18 protein-coding genes are annotated in these 18,701 nt (G+C 63.9%); 10 read left to right on the top strand and 8 right to left on the bottom strand.

Annotated features, from left to right (window positions below):
• The first annotated feature begins 272 nt into the window (after positions 1-272).
• Positions 273-905 (top strand): methylated-DNA--[protein]-cysteine S-methyltransferase, encoded by a 633-nt coding sequence (locus BLW71_RS31380; protein ID WP_091806448.1) that lies wholly within the window; start codon positions 273-275, stop codon positions 903-905.
• Positions 906-1,037: 132 nt separating this feature from the next.
• Positions 1,038-1,343, top strand: coding sequence for a panthothenate synthetase (locus tag BLW71_RS31375; protein ID WP_091806445.1), 306 nt, complete (start codon positions 1,038-1,040; stop codon positions 1,341-1,343).
• A 71-nt stretch (positions 1,344-1,414) separates the two neighbouring features.
• Here the strand turns inward: BLW71_RS31375 and BLW71_RS31370 are convergent, their stop codons facing one another.
• The 6 genes from BLW71_RS31370 to BLW71_RS31340 form a co-directional block, all read right to left on the bottom strand.
• Complete coding sequence (locus BLW71_RS31370) at positions 1,415-2,281, bottom strand: GNAT family N-acetyltransferase (RefSeq protein WP_091806442.1); 867 nt, start codon at positions 2,279-2,281, stop codon at positions 1,415-1,417.
• A 49-nt stretch (positions 2,282-2,330) separates the two neighbouring features.
• Positions 2,331-3,917, bottom strand: coding sequence for an alpha/beta hydrolase family protein (locus BLW71_RS31365; RefSeq protein WP_091806439.1), 1,587 nt, complete (start codon positions 3,915-3,917; stop codon positions 2,331-2,333).
• A 273-nt stretch (positions 3,918-4,190) separates the two neighbouring features.
• On the bottom strand, positions 4,191-4,898 hold the full coding sequence (locus BLW71_RS31360) for a dienelactone hydrolase family protein (protein WP_091806436.1): 708 nt from the start codon (positions 4,896-4,898) through the stop codon (positions 4,191-4,193).
• 91 nt (positions 4,899-4,989) lie between these two features.
• Positions 4,990-5,433, bottom strand: a complete 444-nt coding sequence (gene cynS / locus BLW71_RS31355; protein WP_091806434.1) for a cyanase — start codon at positions 5,431-5,433, stop codon at positions 4,990-4,992.
• A gap of 363 nt (positions 5,434-5,796) precedes the next feature.
• On the bottom strand, positions 5,797-6,855 hold the full coding sequence (locus BLW71_RS31345; protein WP_091806431.1) for a porin: 1,059 nt from the start codon (positions 6,853-6,855) through the stop codon (positions 5,797-5,799).
• Between the two features lie 230 nt (positions 6,856-7,085).
• Positions 7,086-7,853: a DUF899 domain-containing protein gene (locus BLW71_RS31340; protein ID WP_091806428.1), complete on the bottom strand. Its 768-nt coding sequence runs from the start codon at positions 7,851-7,853 to the stop codon at positions 7,086-7,088.
• Positions 7,854-7,971: 118 nt separating this feature from the next.
• Here BLW71_RS31340 and BLW71_RS31335 point away from each other — a divergent pair, with 118 nt between their 5' ends.
• Entirely contained in the window at positions 7,972-9,192 is a 1,221-nt protein-coding gene (locus BLW71_RS31335) for a helix-turn-helix domain-containing protein (protein WP_091806424.1), read from the top strand.
• Between the two features lie 32 nt (positions 9,193-9,224).
• On the top strand, positions 9,225-9,857 hold the full coding sequence (locus tag BLW71_RS31330) for a Vgb family protein (RefSeq protein WP_091806421.1): 633 nt from the start codon (positions 9,225-9,227) through the stop codon (positions 9,855-9,857).
• Between the two features lie 50 nt (positions 9,858-9,907).
• Here BLW71_RS31330 and BLW71_RS31325 read toward each other — a convergent pair whose 3' ends face one another.
• A complete protein-coding gene (locus BLW71_RS31325) occupies positions 9,908-10,798 on the bottom strand; it encodes a LysR family transcriptional regulator (RefSeq protein WP_091806417.1) in 891 nt (296 codons plus the stop codon).
• A 117-nt stretch (positions 10,799-10,915) separates the two neighbouring features.
• Between BLW71_RS31325 and BLW71_RS31320 the strand changes: the two genes are divergently transcribed.
• The 3 genes from BLW71_RS31320 (at position 10,916) to BLW71_RS31310 (ending at position 13,936) form a co-directional block, all read left to right on the top strand.
• Positions 10,916-11,794 carry an NmrA family NAD(P)-binding protein gene (locus BLW71_RS31320; RefSeq protein ID WP_091806414.1) on the top strand — a complete coding sequence of 293 codons (879 nt, stop codon included), beginning with the start codon at positions 10,916-10,918 and terminating at the stop codon, positions 11,792-11,794.
• Between the two features lie 84 nt (positions 11,795-11,878).
• On the top strand, positions 11,879-12,742 hold the full coding sequence (locus BLW71_RS31315) for an intradiol ring-cleavage dioxygenase (RefSeq protein WP_091806411.1): 864 nt from the start codon (positions 11,879-11,881) through the stop codon (positions 12,740-12,742).
• Positions 12,743-12,868: 126 nt separating this feature from the next.
• Positions 12,869-13,936, top strand: coding sequence for an SDR family oxidoreductase (locus BLW71_RS31310; RefSeq protein WP_091806408.1), 1,068 nt, complete (start codon positions 12,869-12,871; stop codon positions 13,934-13,936).
• A gap of 36 nt (positions 13,937-13,972) precedes the next feature.
• Here the strand turns inward: BLW71_RS31310 and BLW71_RS31305 are convergent, their stop codons facing one another.
• Positions 13,973-14,755: an IclR family transcriptional regulator gene (locus BLW71_RS31305; protein WP_091806405.1), complete on the bottom strand. Its 783-nt coding sequence runs from the start codon at positions 14,753-14,755 to the stop codon at positions 13,973-13,975.
• 237 nt (positions 14,756-14,992) lie between these two features.
• Between BLW71_RS31305 and BLW71_RS31300 the strand changes: the two genes are divergently transcribed.
• From BLW71_RS31300 to BLW71_RS31290, 3 genes are all read left to right on the top strand, one after another.
• Positions 14,993-16,369: an MFS transporter gene (locus BLW71_RS31300; protein ID WP_091806402.1), complete on the top strand. Its 1,377-nt coding sequence runs from the start codon at positions 14,993-14,995 to the stop codon at positions 16,367-16,369.
• A gap of 60 nt (positions 16,370-16,429) precedes the next feature.
• A complete protein-coding gene (locus BLW71_RS31295) occupies positions 16,430-16,885 on the top strand; it encodes a type II 3-dehydroquinate dehydratase (RefSeq protein WP_091806399.1) in 456 nt (151 codons plus the stop codon).
• Positions 16,886-17,179: 294 nt separating this feature from the next.
• Complete coding sequence (locus tag BLW71_RS31290; protein WP_091809094.1) at positions 17,180-18,688, top strand: MFS transporter; 1,509 nt, start codon at positions 17,180-17,182, stop codon at positions 18,686-18,688.
• Positions 18,689-18,701 lie beyond the last annotated feature (13 nt).

Genomic DNA, 18,701 nt, shown 5'->3' with positions numbered 1-18,701 from the left:
CGGCGCGCTTCGTATCGAAGGTATCAATTCTACTGAGTCGCGAGCCTGACGCGAAAACGGTTGTACAGTGACGCTTCGTTCGCGTTCTCTTCAGCACAGCAGCCCCGCGATGGGCGAACGCTCGCAAGGGACCGGACAGCAAGATTCGGAGCGTCTTCAGAGGGCACAAGGCTGACACTGTTGGATGTCGACCCGTTGTGGCCCGTTCGCCGCGCGCATTCGCAGACTCGCCGTGCAGCATCTGTGCCTCCAAACCGTCAGGAGCAAGCAAAGTGACCTACGCCTACAAGTTGATGGACTCTCCCGTCGGCCAGTTGAAACTCGTTGCGAACGGCGAGCGCCTCGCCGCCATTCTGTGGGAGAACGACAAGCCGAACCGGGTGCGTCTTGGGGAATGGATCGAAGCGAATGATCGTCCAGTTCTGATCGATACCGAACGGCAATTGAACGAGTATTTCGCCGGCACGCGGCGCGAATTCGACCTGCCGCTTACGTTCCAGGGAACGGACTTCCAGAAACAGGTCTGGGCCGCGCTGTTGACCATCCCGTTCGGCCAGACGCGCAGCTACGCGGAAATTGCCATGCAGATCGGCAACGTCAACGCGGTGCGGGCGGTCGGTGCGGCGAACGGCAGAAATCCGATCTCCATCGTGACGCCGTGCCACCGGGTGATCGGCGCGTCCGGTGAATTGACCGGCTTCGCGGGGGGCCTGGCGAACAAGATGTTTCTGCTGTCGCTCGAAGCCGGCCAGACTTCGCTGGAAGCGGAAGCCGACAGGCAAACCGATATGTTCGCGCTCGAAGAAAAGCCCGCAGTCGAGGCTCGGGCTAAATCCGAAGCCCAGACGAAACCCGCACGCCATGCGCCGAGCCGCGGCACGCAAAGTTCACTGTTCGGAAACTGAGCGGGCGCATGCCTTGCGACGAACACGCCGGATTCGTCGTGCCGCGTTGAACGCGTCGTGACAGGCCACGTTGCCATGCGCATAGAAGCACCTATCCTTGAGAGGCCCTTGGGGCGTCAACAGGAGGATGACATGCGCATGCTTCTCAACATACGAATCCCGCACGAGCCGTTCAACACCATGGTGCGCGAAGGCAGCGTCGGGAACGTGATCCGACAAATACTGGAAGAGGCAAAACCGGAGACCGTCTACTTTACCGAGCAGAACGGGGCACGCGGGGCGGTGATGGTGGTGGATATCGACGCCGCATCATCGATTCCCGCACTCGCGGAGCCATGGTTTCTGAAATTCAACGCCGACTGTGAATTGCGTATTGCGATGTTGCCGGAAGACCTGATGAAAGCCGGACTGGAGAATCTCGGCTCGAAGTGGAAATAGCCCATGCCGTTGGCGGTTCCCGATTTGCACCGCCGACGGCTACGCAACTCCAAATGCACTATCCCGCGCGGTCAGCCGAGTTCGAACGAAGTCACGCCGAATATGCGTTCAATGGGAAGCGTGGGCGGTTCCTGCGTGTACATCCGCGCGGTTTCGAATACGCTCGTCATGCCGTGCCGTTCGGCCAATGCGACCGCATCTGCGTTGATCTCCGGCACGTCGAAGAAAAACGTTTCGCCCGGAATGCTCGACATCAACCCGGAGAACAGCTCGCTGGCAATCTCCACGTTGTCCGCGAACAATGGGCCGATCTTGCTGCCGCTCCTGCAACGCCGCAATACGCCGTAACCGACAAGCTGCCCGTCGCGCACCGCGACTCGTGCAATCGCATCAGGTTGCGCAAGCCATGCGGCGAGAAAACGCTCACGCGCAGCGGGGAAGCATTGCCGATCGTAGTGGTTCAACACTTCGAAAGGCAGCGCCGAGGCGTTCAGCAATCCGGCATGTGCGTCGCCCTGAACGACGCCTTGCGCAATGCCCTGAAAGCGGATGTTGCGATACGCAAGCTGAAATCCGGACTTTTTGTAATTCGCTTGCTGAGCGACCACGCCATCCAGACCGACGTTACGGTTTCGCAGATACGCCATGCCGTGTTGCCAGACACACATACCGAAACCTCGACCGCGAAACGCCTCCTTCACGATATAAAGCCCGATGAAGCCAAAGGTCTCTCCGTACGCGACAGCGGATAGACACGCCACTGGCTCGCCGCGCCATTCGCCGATGAAGAACCCGTCCGGGTCGGCCGCGCGAAAACAGGCAGCGTCGTGCAGACCGGGGTTCCAGCCTTCCTGCGCGGCCCATTCCACCGCCAAAGCGAGGTCGTCGGCCGACATACTGCGCACGACGAAATCCTCGTGCCCGTTGCGCTTCGTCATGATCGTTTAGCCCACTGTTCCTGGCACATCGCCGCCTCACTCGTGGCCCTCAGAAGCGGGCGAAGAAAGCCCGCGCCGCCAACATGCAGAACGACGCCACCAGTCTGCCGTGATAGGCACGCAATACCGCCGCTGCTCCGCCGTCGGTCGCACCGCCGGCGACAGCCTGACTCGCGACTTCCGCCTTCGCGCTCGCGAAACCCTGTTTGATCGGCGCGTACGGATCGCCGGGCCCGGCGACGGCGGAATCCACATCCAGCACGGACGTGAGTCCCGCAGGCACCTTGGCGTTCTGCCAGTATGCCTGCTCGATACGCGCGTTGAAAAAGAACACAGTGGGATCGGACTGGCCGCCGCACAAAAGGACAGGGGCGCGCGGCAACCAGTTGCGTAAGTCGTTGCGCTTGAACGCCTGACGCAATGGATGCCGCGGAGCCGTTGCCGGCTCCATCGCCGCGGTCGCGTTGGGAAATGCGCCGTCGGGATTGGCGGCCGCATCTTCGAGCAGCGTCAGTCGATAAGCGTTGCGCACGAGGTTGGCCTTGCCGAAGCCCGCCGCGAATAGCGGCGTCAGTACAGGCGGCGTCAATGGCGGCACGGCGGGCGGCGTGATCGAGGCAAACTGCGGCGCGGGCGGCAGGCTGCTGAAGAGTTGCGTCGACGGCAGCTTGCCCGCGGCGATCAGCTGATTGAGCGGCTGTGCGTTCGGCAGCAACGTCTCGATACCGGATGCGTAGGCGGCGTCGTAAAAGTCGCCGGGCCGGCGGTAGATGTTCTCGTAAGCGCGCTGGTAACCGGTCACGATCAGCGTCGCGAAGAGCGTCGAACCCAGGTTGACCGCGCCTTCGATCAGCGCGTCGGCGATAGCGGCGAGTGCATACGGACCGGAGCCCGGCGCGGATGCGGTCACGTTGATGCCGGCCGCTTGCAACGCGCGATGCGTCGCCAATGCAACGAAGCCGCCTTGCGAATAGCCAGTGACGAATAGCTTGCCGTTCTCGCGTGCGCTTCGGTCGGGTTTCAGGTCGGCTAGCGCGAGGCGCGCCGCCCGCAGCGAATCGATCATATCGGCGGATTGCTGATCGGCGTTCAGATAGGGGTGGTACGGGAGATCAGAGCCGGCGTAGCCCGCATAGTTGCTCGCCACGACGAGATAGCCGTGCGCCGCATACATGGCCGCCACGCTAATGCCTTCCCCTGCGCCGTCGCCATTGCCCGGATCTGTTTGCGTGAGATCGGCGAGGTTGTAGTTGCGGTACGCGGTGGTGCCGTGCGCGTAGAGCATCAGTGGAAGCGCTCCGCTGCATGCCGCCGCACGTCCCGAAGGGATCATCAACGCGCCGCTCGCATGAGTGGGTTCGCCCGCGCCGCCGATGGTGCGGTAGCGAAAGTTCACGATCTCGATGCCGCATGCGGGCTCGCCGGCAATCCGCGCGAGGTGCCGGCCGCCCGCGCTCGAAGCCAGCAATGTCGACAACTCCTGAGCGGTCAGCGTCAACGTGACGTGATGGTCGAGAAGCTCGCCGCGCGCAGTGCATGCTCCGTTGCAACTGGAGTCGGCATGCGCCGTGACACTCGTGCCCAACGTGAACCAGGCCAGCAGTCCGAGGGCCGCGTTTCGCATCGCGACAGACATGTGGAAACTCCGGCTTGTTGGTGTCACGTCGAGTGGGCGGCTTTCCAGAGTGAGATGAGTATAGGTAAACGGAGCGGCACGCCGCCAAGGTCAGGCCGTCCGCTTCGGCAAGACGGGAGGCGGGCCGCTCGTGTTCATCAGCCATTTCCGAGGCACGATGGGCCACTGCGCCCGGCCGTGACCGACGGCTTCGCGCACGCTCGCGAAGTGATCGCCAGCGGTGAGCTTAAGCACTGAACCCGGCGAGGCCGGGTCGGTTGCCGATCTCGCCGCTTACTTCCACAGGGTACGGCCGAAAAACGTCAGTGTGCGGTCCCACGCCAATTGCGACCAGACCGGATCGAACTGCGTCCGCGCGATGCGGCCCGGGCCGACGGCCTGTTCGTTGGCAAAGCCATGGTGCGCGAGATAGCGGTAAAACTCCACGTCGACATTCGCGCCCTTCAGTTTGGCCTCCAGCGCATCGACCGTTTCTGCCGTGAAGAACTCGTCTTGCGTGGCCCAATGACCGATCACCGGCACCGTGATTTTCGATGCATCGACATACTCCAACGGAGGGAAGCCATACCAGACCACCCCGGCCGACACTTCGGGAACATTGCACAGCGCCAGCAAGGTCAGCGCGCCGCCCATACAAAATCCCGTCACGCCGACTTTCGCCGCATGCTGCTTCAGATACTGAGCCGCGCCGCGCACATCTTGCGTGGCCGCGTCGCCGAAATCGAGCCCGTCTAGCAAGTGGTGGGCCTCCGCCTCTTCCACCGTGGTTTTGCCGCGAAAAAGATCGGGCACCAGCGCCACATAACCGGCTTGCGCGAGCCGGTCTGCCACGCCGCGAATCTGGTCGTTCACGCCCCACCACTCCTGAATCACGACGATGCCGGGCGCGCCCTCCAGCTTTTCCGGCTTGGCCAGATAACCCTGGATCTGCTTGCCGTCGGGACGGCTGAACGTGATCATCGAACCCGCTGTCTGTGTCATCAGTTGCTCCTCGAAGTAGACGAAGCCGCTAGCATAGCTCCAGTGAGGGCGGTTCTGCAGACTCGGCGCCGGCTCGGCCTGGCCGCGGCGATCAGTAGGATTTGTAGGGAAGGAATTTGCCGCTGAGCACCACCTTGACCCGGTCGCCGTTCGGGTTCGGTTCACGCTGGATATCCATCGAAAAGTCGATCGCGCTCATAATGCCGTCGCCGAATTCCTCGTGGATCAGCTCCTTGATCGTCGTGCCGTACACGCTGACGATCTCATACCAGCGATAGATCAGCGGATCGGCCGGAACCGCCGTCGGCAGCGAGCCCTTGTACGGGACGATTTGCAGCCAGGCGGTCTCCTCGTCGGTCAGGTCGAACAGTTCGCGAGCGACGGCGGCCTGTTTCGCATCGAGCGTCATCTGGCCGAGCATGGCCGCGGTCGTCCACTCCTTGCTTCGGCCGATCTTCGCGGCGATCTCTCCCCACGTTAGCTTGCTGTTGACTTTCGCGGCGATGATTTTCTTCGTGACGTCGTTGCGATCCATGATGGAGTCCTCCGTGAAGATCGGGCGATACGCGCATGAGAGACGTTGAGAGATAGTACTCAAGACGAAATAAGCGCGCTCGCCGCGACATGCCGCGCGTCAGGTCGGGAAACAGCACGGCCGGTCGAGGTCGGCAATCGGGCCCGGCTGAGTCGGCTCCCGGTTCAGCAGCGCCCGCGTCTGCCGGCACGAGGTCGGAACGTCCATCCCGGCGAACAGCGCGAATCAGCCGAAATGGTCTGCTGCCTGTTCGACGGACTGCGCGGCAACGGGGACGGTCAGGCGACGGCCGATCACACCGAAGATCAGCCCGCGGCGTGCCATTCGAATCGCCGCACCGGGCTGCCACGGGCGGCTTGCCCGCTAGAATCGCTCGAGCACGCCGAACTGCACACCCGCGACCGGCGCGCCCGGATAGGCGACCGGCAGCCCGGTCACGTTGACACCGCGCAGGGTGAAGCTGGCGCCGTCGTGATTCGACAGATACGCCGCACTGAAATAGAACAGTAAGGCGGAAGAAAAGTTATATTCGAACGCCAGGCTGAACTGATCAGCGCTCGCGCCCGCACCGGTGAAGTCGCGCACATGCGTGTAGCCCACCGAGGCGCGCGCATTCGAGGAAAAGCTGTATTGCGCCGAGAGTGCCCCACCCGCGCCGTGATAGAGCGGCGTGCCGCCATCGCCATTGAAGAAGGCGAGCCACACCCGCACTTTGTCGACCGCGTAGGTCGCACCGCCGAGATTCGCGCGCAGTGCGCCCGCGCCGTGTGTCTGCTGACGCGCGTAGAGCAGCCTGAACTCGTCGAGCTGATAGGCGGCGGTGACGTAGTAGCCGTCGATGCCGTTGCCGTCGTTTTCCGCCGGGTCACGCGTGGCCATCATGACAGTGCCGCTGAATCCGCCGACGAGCGGTGACAGATATGTGATCGCGTTGCTCGCGTAGGGCGTGATCTTCGACAGGTTGTTGAGTCCGGAAGCAATCGTGCCGGCGCCGAACGCGTCGAGATCGCCCTTGAACGGGATATAGATCGGCGAGTATTGCCGGCCGAACCGCATCTCGCCCCAGCCGCTGCGCGTGCCGATCCACGCCTGGCGGTTGAACAGAAGACCGGAACTCTGAAGCGAGCCGTCGACCGAGCTGAAGCCGTTTTCCAGCGTGAAGACCAGATCGGTGCCCGCGCCGAGCGGCTCGCTGCCGCGCAAGCCAACCCGCGAGCCGCGATAGGCGCCCGAGTCCAGACGCGGCGTCCACCCGGACCCGGGATCGGTTATTTCGAGGCTGGTGTCGAGCACGCCATACAGCGTGACGGAGCCCGCGCTCGCGCCCGGCGCGGCCAGGCTCTGCGCGCAAAATAGCAACGCCAAACCGCCGACGCCTGCACGCCAACTCGAGCGGCGGCGCCAGGTGGCAAGCTGTGCCAAAGGCGCCCACTTTCGTGGTGGCTCATTCAGTGAATATCTCGCGGCGCCGACCAGATGAAGTCCTCCGTAGGGATGTCCAACGTGCGCTCGCGAAACGATAACCTGGCATGTTCAGACAGGCCGCTCGCCGGACCAGTTGCGAACATAACAGACCTGAGCCAGTTTGCAATTTTCGGCTCGATGGTCCGAGCCGTTCTCCGCGTTGCGCGCACGTTGCTGATCCCCCTGGCTCAGTGCTTCCCGTACTCGTCATGGCGGTGCCACCAGACCCCCGTTTCGTTGCGTCCCTTGGGTGCATGGTCGAGCCACTGGTACATGCCCCATAGCGCATCCACACCGCGCCCGTATGCGGAATACGTGTGGTACACGACACCGTCTTCGAGCACGAACGCGCTCATGCCGGGCCTGTCGAGCGAATAGGTCGGCGCATCGGTTCCGCAGGCGGCCGCGAACTCGACGACGGGCGCCGGGGCCGGCACCACGTCCATGGCATGGCCGCCGCGCTGGAAGTTATAGTCGACGCTGCCTTCGCGTTGTTGCTGCTCGGTGAACGAGACATTCACGTCGAAGTTGAAGTCGCTGCCGGCCGAGGACGCCCACGGAAACGTCCATCCCATGCGCCGCTTGTATGCCTGCAGCTTTGCGAGCGGCGCCCGCGATACCGCCGTCAGCGTGACATCGTGATTCGCGAGGTGGACGACAGACCCGGCGAAGCCGTCCGCGACCGCCGAACACGACGGGCATCCCGCCGTGTAGTCGGGACCGAACATGAAGTGATAGACGAGCAACTGCGAGCGTCCTGCAAAGAGCCCGGCCAGCGAGACGCTACCTTCATCGGTCTCGAATCGGTATGCCTTGTCGATGCGGACCCAGGGCAGCGCCTGGCGCTGCCGGGCCAGTTCGTCGCTCTGCCGCGTGAGCGCTTTTTCGGCTTCGAGCAATTCGAGCCGTGCTGCTAGCCATGCTTCCCGTGTACCGGTGGTGTGTGTCGTCGCCATGCCTCTCTCCTTGGTTCGCTGTACGAAGTCCCGCGCGAAATGCTGCGGGGTGTCGTGCTAGATTAGCCGCGTGCTTCAGACCAAGGGAGTGACAAGTGTGACGGGATTCGCGTAGACCATGGACTCGCTAATGACGGCAGCAGCGCGTGCGCTCGCAGCGGGCGATCCGCTCGGCGCGCTCAATCGCGTGGCGTTGCGCGACGACGCGCCCGCGCTCGCGCTGCGCGGCATCGCCATGGCGCAACTCGGCGATCTGGTTCGCGCGAAGGCGCTCGTGCGTAGCGCCGCGCGCGCCTTCGGTTCAAGAGAGCCGGTGGCCCGCGCGCGATGTGTCGTCGCCGAAGCCGAGATCGCGCTCGTCTCGCGCGATCTGAACTGGCCCACGAAAACGCTGGAAGCGGCACGCGTCACGCTCGAAGCGCACGGCGACCGGCTCAACGCCGCGCATGCGCGCTATCTCGAAGTCCGCCGCCTGCTGTTGATAGCTCGCCTCGACGAGGCCGAACGCGCGCTTGCCGGTCTTGACCCCACGCCATTCCCGCCGGCCTTGAGAGCCGCGCATGAACTGGTCGTGGCCGGTGTCGCGCTGCGCCGCCTGCAGACCCGCGCGGCACGCGCCGCGCTAGAGCGCGCGAGGCGTGCCGCGGGTCTTGCGGGTATCCCCGCACTGATCGCGGAGGTCGACAACGCCGCACTCGTTCTGAACACGCCCGCGGCGCGACTCATTGCGCGTGCCGAAGAACGCCCGCTGCTGCTCGACGAGGTAGAAGCGTTACTTGCATCGAAAGCTTTGATCGTGGACGCGTGCCGTCACGTCATACGCGAGACAGGCGCGGTGATCTCGCTCGCCGGCCGTCCGGTGTTGTTCGTGCTCGCCCGCGCACTCGCCGAAGCGTGGCCGGAGGATGTGCCGAGAGACGTACTCGTCGCGCGAGCCTTCCGGGCCAAGGTTGCCGACGAATCGCACCGCGCACGTCTGCGGGTCGAACTCGGTCGGTTGCGTTCCGTGCTTCGCGCGGTGGCCGGCGTGAGCGCGACGCGGCGCGGCTTCATGCTGATGCCACGACACGCGCAAGAGGTCGTGGTGCTGGCGCGGCCTGTCGAGGACAAACACGCGCCCGTGCTCGCCTTGCTTGCCGACGGCGAGTCGTGGTCGAGTTCGGCCCTCGCGCTCGCGCTCGGCGCGAGTCAGCGCACCGTGCAGCGGAGCCTCGATACGCTCGCGGTGCAAGGCAAGGTGCAATCCGTCGGCAAAGGCCGCGCGCGCCGCTGGATGACCCCGCCCATGCCCGGATTCACGACGACCTTGTTACTCCCTGCGCCGTTGCCGATTGATTAGGATGGCAACACGAAAACCACGAGGGAACAGCCATGAAACGATCACCCGCCGAAATCATCAATGAGTACGGTCCCTTTCCGGGCGTCGAAAAAGTGCATGGCGTCACGTACGACGGCCAGCATGTCTGGTTCGCAGCGGGCGACACGTTGAACGCGTTCGACCCGGCGAGCGGCAAGACGCTCCGTTCGATCGATGTCGCCGCGCACGCAGGCACCGCCTTCGACGGCAAGCATCTGTTCCAGATCGCCGAACACCGCATCCAGAAGATCGACCCCGATACCGGCCGCGTGCTCGCCACGATCCCCGCGCCAGGCGGCGGAGGCGACTCGGGGCTCGCATGGGCCGAAGGGTCGCTGTGGGTCGGGCAGTATCGGGAGCGCAAAATCCATCAGGTCGATCCGCAGACGGGCGCGGTTTTGCGCACCATCGAATCCAACCGCTTCGTGACCGGCGTTACATGGGTGGACGGCGAACTCTGGCACGGCACGTGGGAAGGCGATGAAAGCGAATTGCGGCGCATCGATCCGCGCAACGGCGAAGTTCAGGAGCGGCTCGAGATGCCGTCCGGCGTCAGCGTGTCGGGACTCGAATCCGACGGCGGCGACCGCTTCTTTTGCGGCGGTGGAAGCAGCGGCAAAGTGCGCGCCGTGCGACGGCCCAAATGAGCCGGCGGATGCGTGCCGATTCCACTCGCGAGCCATGATCGCCCTATGGATCAGCGCGGATTCGGCTCGCGTCCCGGCAAGTCCTGCAACAGGTTCATGAACGCGCGCACCTTGGCGCTCAACAGACGCCGCGAGTTGTAAAGCGCCCAGATTTCAACCTGCGGCCCGTCCGCCACGCCCCAACAGACGAGCCGTCCTGCCGCCACATCCTGCTCGACCAGCAGCTTGGGCAAAAGCGCCGCGCCCACGCCGTCCACCACCGCGTCACGCACCATCAGCAGCGACGAGAGGCGCAGCACCGGCATCGGCGCGAGCGTCCACAAGCCGGTTTCGGTGCGGACCGTCCAGATCGCGCCCGGCGACGCCGCAGCCAGCACGATTGCGGGCACCTGCAGGGCGGCGGCATCGCCGGCCGCCTGGGCAGGCATCGACAAAGTGGGTGCGGCGACCAGGAGCCGGTCGTCGCCGTAAATGCGCCGCCCCACGAGTTGCTCGTCATGGGGTGGATTGATGCGGATCACGAGGTCATAGCCGTCCTCCACCGGATCGACGATCCGGTCTTCCGCTATGACTTCGAGTTCGACCTGCGGATAGGCCAACGCGAAACGCGCCGCGATCCGGCCTAGCACCACATGCGAGAACACGATCGGCGCGCTGATCCGCAAGCGCCCGCGCGGCACCGGCGCGCGCGACGCCACCGCTTCGCCCGCCTCCTGGATCTCCGCCATCGGCCCGCGCGTGCGCTCGTGCAGCACGAGACCTTCTTCCGTCAGCCGCAACCTGCGCGAGCCCCGCTCGATCAGCCGCACGCCGAGCGCTTCCTCGAGCTCGGCCACGCGCCGCGACAGCGTGGCTTTGGGGCGGTCGAGTGCCCGGCTGGCTGGCCCGAATCCGCCATGCAGCGCAACAGCATTGAAATCGGCAAGGGACGTCAAATCCATGATCGTTCCAAATATGAGACGAGGTGTCTGAATTTTTGCACTATCGCCACTGAAATGGAACACCTATTGTGTGTCTACGGGCTGACTCACAGTCCATCCAACCTTAGGAGAAAGATCATGGCAATCCTCGTAACTGGCAGCACCGGCGTAGTTGGCACTCAGGTTCTCGACCATCTGGCCGGCAGCGGCGCGCAGGTCCGCGCGCTGACCCGCACGCCGGAGAAAGCGCAATTTCCGGAGGGCGACACGGCGGTTCAGGGTGACCTGTCCGACGTGGACGGATTGCGGCGCGCGATGAGCGGTGTCAGCACACTGTTCCTGCTCGCGCCCAACGCCGCCGACGAACTCACGCAAGCGCTGCAAGCACTGAGCGTGGCGCGCGAGGCCGGCGTGAAAGGCGTGGTGTATCTGTCGGTGTTCAAAGGCGCCGACTATGTCGACGTGCCGCATTTCACCGGCAAGCACACAGTCGAGCGGATGATCGAACACTGCGATCTGCCGGCCACCGTATTGCGTCCCGCGTATTTCATCCAGAACGACGTGCGCCAGAAAGAGCCTTTACTGACGCACGGCGTGTACGGCATGCCGATCGGCGCCAAAGGTATTTCCATGGTCGATGTGCGCGATATCGGCGAGGCGGCGGCGCGCGAACTGCTGCGCCGCGAGCGTGCCGCGGACCGTTTGCCGCGCGAAACGTATGAGCTGGTCGGCCCTGAGGCGATCACCTCGGAAAGCGTGGCGTCGATCTGGGCCGACGTGCTCGGGCGCGCGGTGCGTTATGGCGGCGACGATCTCGACCTGCTGGAACAACGTCTGAAGGCGGTTGCGCCGGGCTGGCTCGCGTACGACATGCGCCTGATGATGAACCGCTATCAGCAGGACGGCGCGGTCGCATCGAAAGCGGAAATCGATCATCTCGCGGCGTTGCTGGGCCGCCAACCGCGATCGTATCGGGACTTCGCGGTGGAGACGGCGGCGGCCTGGGCGAAGGGGTAAGCGCTAGCGCGCGCGTCGCTTGCCTACGCTCGCCTGCAAACGAGCCGATAATCGCATGACCGACAGGAAGGAGACGCCACGGTCATGCGCAATCTCGACGAGAACACGATCACGGAAGCGGTTCTGGCACGCCACGCCCACGCGGATGATGAGCGTCTGAAGACCATCGTCACGAGCCTCGTGCGGCATCTGCATGCCTTTGCGCGCGAAGTGAACCTGACCGAGAGCGAATGGGAACAGGGCATTCGTTTCCTGACCGACGTAGGCCATATCACCGACGACAAGCGCCAGGAATTCATCCTGCTCTCGGACACGCTGGGTTTGTCGATGCTCGTCACGGCCATGGCGAACCGCAAGCCGCCGGGCTGCACGGAAGCAACGGTATTCGGGCCGTTTTTCGTCGAAGGCGCGCCCGTCTATCGAAATGGCGACGACGTGTCCAACGGCGCGCACGGTGAGCCCTGCTTCGTGTCGGGGACCATCAGGGGCGCGGACGGCGAAGCGGTGGCCAACGCTCGCATCGACGTCTGGCAGGCCGACGCGGACGGCTTCTACGACGTCCAGCACGGCGGCGACGATACGCATCGGGCGAGAGGCGTGCTCCATAGTCTCGCGGACGGGCGCTATCACTTTCGCTCCATCGTCGCCGAGCCTTATCCGATTCCTCACGACGGACCGGTCGGGCGCATGCTCGAAGCGCTGGGGCGGCATCCGTGGCGACCGGCGCATCTGCATTTCATGATCACGGCGCCAGGCTACGAGCGCCTCGTGACCCACGTGTTTCGCGAAGGCGATCAATATCTCGATTCGGATGCGGTGTTCGGCGTGCGCTCGTCGCTAGTCGCGCAGTGGAACCGCCATGAGGCAGGCACGGCGCCGGACGGGACGTGTATGGACACGCCGTTCAGCACGCTTGAATTCGATTTCGTGTTGAACCGATCCGTTTGACGCGGGTCACTTTCGTGGTACAGCAATTTTCTTGCATGGGACATGCAGGCGCGTTCAGCTCGCGGGGCACATCGGTCGCAGAACCGCTCCGCGTCAACAGGCATTCAATTACCGAGCACGACTCTCATGGAAAAACGAGCACTCATCATTGGCGCGAGCGGCATTGTCGGCGGCAATCTCGCCGACCGGCTGCTTTCGAGCGGCTGGCACGTCGCTGGACTCTCGCGCGGCCGCACGCCGGTGTCGCCGGCCATCGAATCGATTACGGCCGATCTGCAATCGGCCGAGTCCGTTGGCGAGGCGCTCGCCGGCAAGCAGTTCAGTCATGTGTTCCTGACCGCGTGGTCGCGCCAGGCCACGGAAAAAGACAACATTCGCGTGAACGGCGCCATGGTGCGTCACGTGATGGACGCGGTGGGTCCGGCAGGCACGCTCGAACACGCCGCACTTGTGACAGGACTGAAGCATTACCTCGGCCCGTTCGAAGCCTATGCGACCGGCGCCGTGCCGATCACGCCGTTTCGCGAGGAACAAGGCCGCCAGCCCGTGGATAACTTCTACTACGAGCAGGAAGACCGTTTATTCGACGCCGCGCAACGCTACGGTTTCAGTTGGAGCGTGCATCGTCCGCATACGATCATCGGCTTTGCGCTCGGCAATGCAATGAACATGGGCGTGACGCTCGCCGTCTACGCGACGCTGTGCAAGCAGACCGGCCAGCCGTTCATCTTCCCCGGCTCGGCGGCGCAATGGAACAGCCTCACCGACATGACCGACGCGCGGCTGCTCGCGCGCCACCTCGAATGGGCCGCCACGTCCGCGAACGCGCGCAACGAAGACTTCAACGTGGTCAATGGCGACGTGTTCCGCTGGAAATGGATGTGGTCGCAAATCGCCGGTTACTTCGGCATAGAAGCCGTACCGTTCGATGGCGAGGTGCGTCCACTCGAAGGCCGCATGCAGGACGCCGGCCAGGCATGGGCCGAGATCGCCACGCGCTTCGGCCTGAAAGAAGCCGACATCGGCAAACTCGCCTCGTGGTGGCACACCGACGCGGACCTCGGCCGTCCGATGGAAGTGCTCACGGATATGACCAAGAGCCGCAAGGCCGGCTTCCTCGATTATCAGAGCACGCCCGATTCCTTCTTCGCGTTGTTCGACCGGTTGAAGGCGGAGCGGATCATTCCGCAATGACACCGCAGTAACACCGCAGTAATACGCGCGGGCAGTCTAGCGCCTTCGATCGAACAGGGGCGACGCGTGGCTCGCGGCGGCGAGTTCCGAGGCCGCCGCAAGCAACGTCGGGCCGAGGCTGGCCATGCGTTTTTCGTCGAGCCTCACGAGCGGTCCCGCAATACTGATCACCCCCATTGCCGGATAGCCGCGCCGCTGCACGGGCGCGGCCATCGCCGTCATGCCGGGGGCGAAGACTTCGTTGATCGTCGCGTAACCTCTTTCACGCGCGGCGTGCACGAACTTCAGCAGTCCGTTGATTGTGGTCGGCGCGTTGGGACCGTATTGCTTCGGCTGTCCGAACCCCTGCCGCGAGACGAGTTCGAGCGCGCGCTCGTCGGTCATGGTCATCATCCACGCGTGGCCGGTGGCGCTGCATGAGAGGATCGTGTCCATGCCCATGTCCGGGTCGTAGCGCAAGCCCTTCAGCGCGCCCTGCGCCTTAGCGACCCACGTCAGCCGGTCGCCGTCCACGATCGCCAGCCTCACCAGTTCGCCGGATGTCTCCGCGAGCCTGTCGAGCATGGTCTGCGCGATGTCGACAATGCCGGAGGTCGCGAGAAAGCCGAGCCCGAGGCCGACGAGCTTGGTGGTGAGCACGTAATCGCCATGCTCGCGCAACTGCCGCACATAACCACATTGCTTCAGATCGACGAGCAGTCGATGACATGCGCTGCGCGGAATATCGAGTTCATCCGCGATCATCGCGAGTGGCGTTCCCTCCATTTGCGTGGCGAGAAATTCGAGTACCGCCAGGGTACGCTCCGTGACGCCGGGCATATCGGTCTCCATGTTCTTTCAACTGCTTCGCGCAGCAGTCTTGCACATTATGAGATGAAATTCCACCCTGGAACGGCATCCCACCTAGGGGTGCTAACCTTGCTTCCAAGGCGGCGCGACGTGCACAGCGCGACGAAAACGCCCCGAGTTCATCGATCAGACAAGAGAGCGGGAAACGGTAGGCGGCGACCATCGCTCGCGACCTGCATCCCGTGCGGCGACGGTTAAGGAGACAACATGATTCAGGAAACGCAGCAAGGCACGCATGCCGCGATGCGCACGCGAGCAGTCACGGCGGCGGCCGTCGGCACCGCGCTCGAGTGGTTCGACTTCACGCTTTATGGCGCATTGGCCGCCACGGTTTTGCCCAAACTGTTTTTCCCGTCGATGGATTCGACGTCCGCCCTGCTCGCGTCGCTCGCGACCTTCGGCGTAGGGCTCGCCGCGCGGCCGCTCGGTGCGATCATCTGCGGCCATTTGGGCGACAAGCTCGGGCGGCGCAACCTCATGCTGGGCACCGTCACGGTGATGGGTCTTGCCTCGATGCTGATGGGTCTGCTGCCGACCTACGCGAGCATCGGCGTATGGGCGCCGGTTCTGCTGGTGCTGCTACGTATTCTGCAAGGCTTCGCGCTGGGTGGCGAGTCGACCGGCGCGCAATTGATGGCGATCGAACACGCCAGCCCCGACCGGCGCGGCAAGTACTCCGGGCTGCTGGGCCTGTGCTCGCCGCTCAGTCAGATCATGGCCAACGGCGTGCTGCTGCTACTGTCGTCCACGATGTCGGCGCAGGCATTCGATTCGTATGGCTGGCGCATCCCGTTCGTGCTGAGTTTTGTCCTCGTGGTGGTCGGCGTGTATATCCGCTTGCGCGTCAGCGAGACACCCGCCTTCGTCGCGCTGCGTAAAACGGAGGTCGTGCATGTGGGCAGCCCGTTGCGCGATGCGCTGCGTTTGCACTGGAGAACCGTTCTGCGCTGGATGCTGTTCTTTTGCGGGCCTGCGGCGATCTTCTATCTGATCGTGGTGTTCTCGCTGAGCTACATCACGAAGACACTCGCGATCCCGAAGCAAACCGGCTTTCTTCTGCTGATGGGCGCCAATGTCTGTGCGATCGTCGGCGCGCTTGCCGGCGGCATGCTCAGCGACAAAATCGGCCGCAAGAAGGCGCTCGCGATCGGTTCCACCGCGACCCTGCTGATGCTCTTCGTGTATTTCCAGATTCTGGACACCAAAAGCTTCGTGCCGATGCTCGCGGCGATGGGCTTCTTCCTCGGCTTCACGCAGTTTCAAAGCGGCATTCAGCCGGTCGCCTTCGCCGAAGCGTTTCCGACCAATGTGCGTTATTCCGGCTCCGCGCTCGCCTATACCGGCGCGAATCTGGTGGCGGGCGGACCGATGCCGGTGCTGGCCGTGTGGCTTTTCTCCGTGTGCAATGGCTCGCCGTGGGGGGTCGTCGCGGTCTGTGTGGTCTTCAACGTGATTTCGCTCGTGATGATCCTGACCGCGCGTGAAACGCTCGGCATCGACATGAACCGCGCCGACTCGACGGCCGCCGTGACGGGCGCGGCGGACTTTGCGCCGGCGGCCGTGGGCAACAGCCACCGCACGTGATTCACACGGCGCCGAGGCGTCACGGTGAACATCGAATTTTTGCAAACAGGCGACAGAACAATGACTGACCTCGTATATGTATTGAACGGCTCGAACCTCAACATGCTCGGCAAGCGCGAGCCGCACCTGTATGGGACGACCACGCTGGCGCAAATCCAGCAGCAGGTGGAGACGCTCGCGGCGCGGCTGGAACTCAAATGCGAGTTCCGCCAAACCAACAGCGAAGCCACCATGGTCGACTGGTTGCAGGAAGCGTTCGAGCGCGACGCCGCGGTGATCATCAATCCGGCGGGCTTTTCGTTCGCGTCGGTGCCGGTCTTCGACGCGGTCAAGCTGATCGAGCAACCGTTGATCGAGCTGCACATCACCAACATTCATAAACGCGATGAAACCTATCGCCACTCGCTGATCTCGCGCGCGGCGACCGGCGTGATTTGCGGCCTCGGCGCCAACGGCTATCTGGTTGCGCTGCAAGCGATGGCGATGGCGCTCGGCAAGAGCCCGAGCTTCGGCTAACGCTGCCGGTTCGGATGGGCGCGCGAAACTCAAGTGCGCCTTCTTTGCCGCACCGAATTTCACCAATCAAGCCGCGCCACTGTGCGCGGTTTTTTTTTGCCCAAAATTCCTGCGATTAGTTTCGCCCAGGGGAAACCCGTATAATCCCTGCCAAGAGGTCAGACAACTAGAGGACACGGTTCGTCAAGACCCTGACCTGCGCCACTCGCGCAGCGCCGACCTTGCAAAGCTTTCTCTCTCAAGCCCGTGAATCCGACCGCCACTGCCCTGCCGTTCCGCAACGCCCTGTTCGCCATGCTCGGCATCGGCCTCGTCAACATGCTGGTCGCACTCGACCAGACCGTCGTCAGCACCGCCCTGCCTTCCATCGTCGCCGAGTTGCACGGCTTCGAGTACTACGCGTGGATCGCGAGCGCGTACCTGCTGGCCTCGGTCGTGACCGTGCCGGTGTTCGGGCGGCTCGGCGACTATTTCGGCCGCAAGCGTTTCGTGATCGCCGCGGTCATCACGTTCACGGTGGCGTCGGTGCTCTGCGGCGTCGCCAACGACATGCTGTTTCTCGTGATCGCGCGCGGCTTGCAAGGCGTGGGTGGCGGGATGATGGTCGGCACGGCGTTCGCGTCGATTCCCGATCTCTTTCCCGATCCACGGGCGCGCGTGCGCTGGCAAGTGGTGATGGCCGCCGCGTACGGCATCGGCACCGCGGCGGGACCGTCGCTCGGCGGCTGGATGAGCGAACACTGGGGCTGGCGCTCCACCTTCCTGATCAACTTGCCGGTCGGCGCGGCGGCGCTCTATTTCATCTGGGCGCATCTGCCCGCCTTCCGGCGTCCGCATGAAGGCGAAGTGAAGATCGACTGGCTCGGCGCGGCGCTGGTCGCCGCCGTGCTCGGCGGGCTGCAGGCTTTCATCGAAGCCGTGCCGAAAGACGGACTCACCGCAGGCACGCTCACGCTGGCGGCCTGCGTGATCGTCGGAGCGATTGCCTTGCTGATATGCGAAAGGCGCGCCACGCATCCGATCATTCCGCTCGACCTGTTCAAGGACCCGCAACTCGTCACGCTGTTTACGCTCGGCATGCTGTCGGGCTTCGTGATGTTCTCGCTGATCTTTTTCGCGCCGCTGCTGCTGCAAGGCGGCTTCGGATTGTCGCCGCAGCAGGCCGGCCTGCTCGCCACGCCGATCGCCGCCTGCATCGCGCTCGGCAGCCTGCTGAATACGCGTATCGTCATTCACATGAAGAAGCCCACGCAGATCCTGTCAATCGGCTTCGCGCTGCTGTTGTTCGCCTCGATTGCGCTGGCGTTTGCGAATCCGGACACGCCGCATGTGTGGATCGAATTGCCGATGGCCGCGGTCGGCATCGGCCTCGGCTTCATCCTCAACAATCTGAACGTGTTCGGCCAGGAGATTGCCGGGCGCGAGCGCTTCGGCATTACGACGGCGCTGCTGCAATCCACCCGCATGGTGGGCGGCATGCTCGGCACCAGCATTGTCGCAACCGTGGTGCAACATCATTACCGCGACGTAGTCACGCGCACGATGAGCGTGCTCGGCGAACCGGCCGCGTCGCAATGGCGGCCTCGCTTTGTCGACCTGCGCATTCTGATCGACGAAGCCTCGCGTCTGAAGCTGATCGCGGATATGAAACCGTCAGGGCTCAATACGCTCGCGCTGATCGACACCGCGCGCGATGCGCTCGTGCAGTCGATTCACATCGGCGTGTGGCTGACGGCAGTCGCGGCGCTGGCGGCCGCGCTGCTGGTGCAGCGCATCTCGCATGTGGTGTTTCGCAAGAGTTAAAGGCGCCGCCCAT

The sequence above is a fragment of the Burkholderia sp. WP9 genome, assembly GCF_900104795.1.
Taxonomy (GTDB): domain Bacteria; phylum Pseudomonadota; class Gammaproteobacteria; order Burkholderiales; family Burkholderiaceae; genus Paraburkholderia.
The sequence above is the reverse complement of the archived record's forward strand: the minus strand, read 5'-3'. Positions and strand labels throughout refer to the sequence as shown.